Raw genomic sequence first — 4,803 nt, 5'->3', positions numbered from 1 at the left:
GTATCCTTAACCGCCTAGAAGGCGGCGCTACAGATGTAAAGTTTTGTTACAAAAATCAGAGTTCGGCGTAAAAAAGGGAGACTTCACCCTGACAGATAGATAGCAGCTCAAAATCGCAGGTATAAGGATTTGGCAGACCAAACCCTACCTTCTACCAGTAAAGCGTGAAAAGAGCCAATAATAACCATTCTGGAGGCTTTAACTACAAACGGGAGGCAGAAATGACTGAAATCAATTGGCTGAAGTATCTACAAGAACCTAAATATTTGCTATTAGGAATAGCAGCAGGTTTAATCGCTCTGCAACTAACTTTGACTTCGAGATCGGGGGATGTAGATTTATCCGGGACGATGTTTTTATTTTGGGGTGCGGCGGCATTTCTAATTTGGGAAAAGCACAAAACCATCAATTTTGAAAGCGGGGTTTTCTCTACTTTTTTTGGCGTTACCCTCATTGGTTTAATCCTAATTAAAAGTGCCTCCGTCTCTCAATATGAATTTTTCATCAGAGTTTCCCCTTTCCTGTCGGGTTTAAGTCTAGCTCTTATCGCTTCTGGGGTAAAAGGATTAAAACAATATTGGCAGGAACTCCTGATTCTTGGCTATACAATCATCCCTCCCGGATTAATCGGAGCATTAGTTGACGTAGCTCTACTCACGGCTAAATTTTCAGCATTTCTCCTTCATTACTTTGGCTTTAACGTAATTCGAGACGGCGTTCTTTTGAAGCTACCTACTGGTTCTGTAGAAGTGTATCACGGCTGTTCAGGCATTAATGCTATCCTTCAGTTACTAGGGCTAACTTTAATTTTCTTATTGATGTTTCCGACTAAGCGATATCAGAAAATTATCGTCACTATTGTAGCTGTAATCATTGCCTTTATCGTCAATTCAGCGCGGGTAGCTCTGATGGCTGTACTCGTAGCCTTTTCTCAGCAAACAGCCTTCAAATACTGGCACGAAGGCAACGGCTCATGGGTTTTTTCAATGATTTCTGTAGCAATTTTTGGTTTATTTTGCTGGTTTTTTGTCCTGCGAGAAGAACCCCAAAATAAGGAAGAACAGAAATGTTAATAGCCATTACTCGCTGGAAAAATTTGAGGAGTTCCCTCCTAACTGTCACCTTGGGAGCCGTTTTCTTAGTGGCAGGAAAATCAATTTTTTATCCTCCCACCAGCAACCTTAGCTCGACTTCCTTTGAGTTCCCGCAGTCCGTACCTTTACCTGAATGGCAGGCGATTGATAGTACGCCGTTAGTAATCAGTAAGGATTCAGATAGCAAGTCAGGTAGGATATATCGCTATCAACAAAATAATCTCCCCTTGGAGATCAAAATGGGCTATGTGGTTGACACAATTGGCAATGTTGAAAACCTGATTAGATCCCATAACGTTTTTGAGTCATCTCCTGGTAAACTAACAATAGTAAGCACTCAAGAGGTCGGATTTCACGGGCTTTTGCAGTACCAAAACCGAGCATATCTGAGTGCCTGTATCAACCCTCGTGGTGGTTCTACTGTCACAAGCGAGCAGTTTAAATACAACCGCAATACTTATGATTTGCAGTTGAGTCGGATCGTTTCTATGCTGTTAGGTCAGGTCAGTCGTCTTCAAGACAGGCGTTGTTTGTGGACTCAAATTTCCATTCCTTTAGATAAGACAACACCGACAGATGCTAACAAAATCCTAGAAACTACTTGGGTTTCTTGGTATCAGTGGTGGCAACCCCGCTTTCCACCACCTTAAATTAAAGCGGAAACTATTTCTATTACAAAAGGTGCAAATTTTATGAGTGGAGTTCAAGGCGAACAAGGTTTTTCTATATATAGACTTCGTTGGGTCGGCTACGGTCTATTGATACTGTCTTTATTGGATATTATTGCGACTTTTACGCCGCCAAATTTTCTCAACCCGGTTTGGGAATTGCAGACAATAGGCTCTTTGGTTGAACGGGTTCCTGTTCCTTTGTTGGGACTAGCATTGATATTTTTTGGTGAGGAGTATGACCGTTATGATTTGGAAGATTTGGCATTGAAGTTCTTGTCTTGGTTGTGCATACTTATGTCGCTATTGTTTCTGTTGATGATTCCCTTGGGAATTGTTAATACTGTGAAAATCAATAACCAAAACACTCAGCAAATTACACAGCAAGCTAGTCAACAACTTTCGCAACTGAAACAAGTTGAAGAGCGGTTAAATAAGGGTACGCCTGAAGATTTAAAGAATCTAGCAAGCGAACTGACGCGCTTGGGTGTACAAACAAATACCCAAAATCCCGATGAACTGAAAAAACAAATTCTTTCAAGAATTAATCCCGCTAAGGAACAGCTAGAAAACCAAAGTAAAACAGTACAGTCAAACCAGCGTTTGGTATTACTAAAAAATTCTGTGAAATGGGTTCTGGGAGCTCTGATATCTAGCGTTTTATTTTTTACTCTTTGGAAGGGTACGGGTTGGGCTAGATAGGTTTTTGCTATGCCAAAATCAGGTAATTGCTAATTGTTAATTGCTCATTAAAAGTAGTACCTAACCAATTGAAGACTGCTATGGTGATGAAAGTTGCTTAAGGCAAGTTAGGGAACCGCTGGAAGCAATTCTGAGTCACTAGGTTATAGGTCAAACCGATGATTCAGAATTCACTAGCAAAAAAAGCTGAAACCCTGATTAACTATAGGATTACAGCTCTTTTTGGCTATGTTTACTGGTCACAGGGTAATGCTAGAGCAGATGAGATCGTCTGCTCTAGCTTTTTAAGAAATAACACATATTCACTGTAGTTTCATGGAAAATTAGGATTTCCTGTCTTCTAGAGCATCTAAGTCGTTAACTACTAGATAATTCTTTCTCATTGCGACATCATTTTCACGTACAATTAGTACCTGGTAATCCCATTAGATTAGGAGATTGGCGCAATGGGAATGGCAGTTGGCATGATTGAAGTCCTTGGGCTTCCCTCTGCCGTAGAAGCCGCAGACTCAATGGTTAAAGCGGCCCGTGTCACTTTAGTTCGGTATGAAAAAATTACGCGCGGTTACTGGACAGTCATAGTCCGGGGCGATGTCTCCGAGGTACAAGCTGCTGTAGCGGCTGGAATTGAAGGAGTCAAAAAAGTTCATGGTGGGGAATTGTTATCATACCACATCATCGCTCGTCCCCATGAAAATCTAGATTACGTTTTACCGATCGGCTTTACTCCAGAGGTCGAACAGTTCCGAATGTAGTAAGATTTTTTGGTGCTTAGATTTGGCGATCGCTCAGCAATCGCAGTCGCAATCGTAATTCCGAAAGCGAAAACGATTGCGATCGCGATCGCGATACCTAATATATTTTTGACTCAAATATTACTCCTTCATAAATATCGCTCATTGACATCTCAATTCCTACTGAAGTAAAGGCAACTGTAGCCGCGTCCCCCTCATAATCTTGAAATAACCATTGCCCCGATTCAGTCTTAAGAAATTGCTCGACTAAAAACTCATATTGGTCAATTAAAACATACTCACAGAGTTGAGGAATTGAGCGATAGAAGCGAAATTTATCTTCTCTATCAAAACCTTTCGTAGACTTCGAGAGAACTTCTACTATTAATAAGGGATTGAGTACCTCATCTTGCCGTCCTTCGGTGAAAATTGGCTGTCCTTCAATTACCATCACATCTGGATAAACGCCCCGCCGATGCCGAGGAATCCATAACCGTAAATCATTCATAAATGGTGCTGCATTCTTCCCCCGCAATGCTGATTTTAAGTAGGCATAGGTGTTGCCTACGATCCGGTTGTGATTTATAGTGCCACCTGACATAGGTAGAATTTCTCCCTCGTGATATTCACTTCGGAACTCGGCTGTTTCTTCTAACTGCCGATATTCCTCTGGAGTGTAAGTTTGCTGCTGTGTTTGAACTAGCATTTTAACCTCAACTGATAGTGATGACTTTTAGGTAGAAGGATTGAGTTGTACAATTAAGTGGTTGCCCGATCGATTGGGGTAGAGACGGGGCACTACCCTAGAAATCTGTATGAATGATTTAGACTTGCTATATATTATAATTGATTATTAAAAGATATTGAGGGATAAGATAGTTTTGCCGCTAGAATATTCTGAAATCTTAGCCATAAAACTTGCTTGGGAATTTCACTCTTCATCTTTAGTCAAAACACCATTGAGGAAAATATCTGCTAATCCTTCTGCCATTTCTTGTATCGCTTGGGGAGAAGCATCTGGTTCTAAAAGAGTATCTTGGCTAAAACCTGCGATCGCAAACATTCCCAAAAATACCTGAGCTACAATTTTAGGATTCATCTGCCGATAAACTCCCCTATCCATCGCCGTTTGGAAGAAGGCTTCAGCCACATCCGTCATTTTTCCAATCACTTCTGCTTGAATGCGATCGCGCAACTCTGGGTGAAATTGCGCTTCCATAAAACACACCCGCATTATATCAGCATTCTCCCGGACATTTAGCATCCGCCGCCGCATCACTTGAGCCACAGCTTTATAACTAGCCATCTCGCTCAATTCTGTCAGTAAATCAGTTAGAATTTCCACCCAGCCATTAGTCGCCACCTCGATCAAAATCGCCTTTTTATTAGCAAAATGCCGAAATAGCGTACCCTCCGCCACACCAGCCGCCTGTGCTAAGGAAGCAGTTGTAGTACCTTCGTAGCCTTTGCGGGCAAACAAACGCTGTGCTGCTTGTAAAATCCGCTTTCGCGTCTCCGTTTCTGAAGGAGGGGACTGATTAAAAATTCGCATAGCTGATAAATTGGGAATAGGGAATCTTGTAACGCCGCCATCCTGGCGGTATC

6 protein-coding genes are annotated in these 4,803 nt (G+C 41.7%); 4 read left to right on the top strand and 2 right to left on the bottom strand.

All coding sequences use genetic code 11. The features are described 5' to 3' along the window. Window positions 1–221: 221 nt before the first annotated feature. The 4 genes from crtA (at window position 222) to PY364_RS09350 (ending at window position 3,219) form a co-directional block, all read left to right on the top strand. The gene (gene crtA / locus PY364_RS09365) at window positions 222–1,073 is read left to right on the top strand and encodes a cyanoexosortase A (RefSeq protein ID WP_275522033.1); all 852 of its coding nucleotides are present in this window, start codon (window positions 222–224) and stop codon (window positions 1,071–1,073) included. Then, on the top strand, window positions 1,067–1,744 hold the full coding sequence (locus PY364_RS09360) for a cyanoexosortase A system-associated protein (protein WP_275522032.1): 678 nt from the start codon (window positions 1,067–1,069) through the stop codon (window positions 1,742–1,744). Before crtA ends, PY364_RS09360 begins: the two co-directional genes overlap by 7 nt. Window positions 1,745–1,786: 42 nt before the next feature. Further along, complete coding sequence (locus tag PY364_RS09355; RefSeq protein WP_275522031.1) at window positions 1,787–2,464, top strand: HpsJ family protein; 678 nt, start codon at window positions 1,787–1,789, stop codon at window positions 2,462–2,464. 446 nt (window positions 2,465–2,910) lie between these two features. After that, window positions 2,911–3,219, top strand: coding sequence for a BMC domain-containing protein (locus PY364_RS09350; protein ID WP_007356356.1), 309 nt, complete (start codon window positions 2,911–2,913; stop codon window positions 3,217–3,219). A 97-nt stretch (window positions 3,220–3,316) separates the two neighbouring features. Here the strand turns inward: PY364_RS09350 and PY364_RS09345 are convergent, their stop codons facing one another. Both PY364_RS09345 and PY364_RS09340 read right to left on the bottom strand, forming a co-directional pair. Beyond that, a complete protein-coding gene (locus PY364_RS09345) occupies window positions 3,317–3,904 on the bottom strand; it encodes a Uma2 family endonuclease (RefSeq protein ID WP_275522030.1) in 588 nt (195 codons plus the stop codon). A 225-nt stretch (window positions 3,905–4,129) separates the two neighbouring features. Further along, on the bottom strand, window positions 4,130–4,750 hold the full coding sequence (locus PY364_RS09340; protein WP_275522035.1) for a TetR/AcrR family transcriptional regulator: 621 nt from the start codon (window positions 4,748–4,750) through the stop codon (window positions 4,130–4,132). Between the last annotated feature and the right edge of the window lie 53 nt (window positions 4,751–4,803).

The organism is Kamptonema sp. UHCC 0994, from assembly GCF_029167235.1.
In the GTDB taxonomy this organism is placed as follows: Bacteria; Cyanobacteriota; Cyanobacteriia; order Cyanobacteriales; family Microcoleaceae; genus Kamptonema.
The sequence above is the reverse complement of the archived record's forward strand: the minus strand, read 5'-3'. Positions and strand labels throughout refer to the sequence as shown.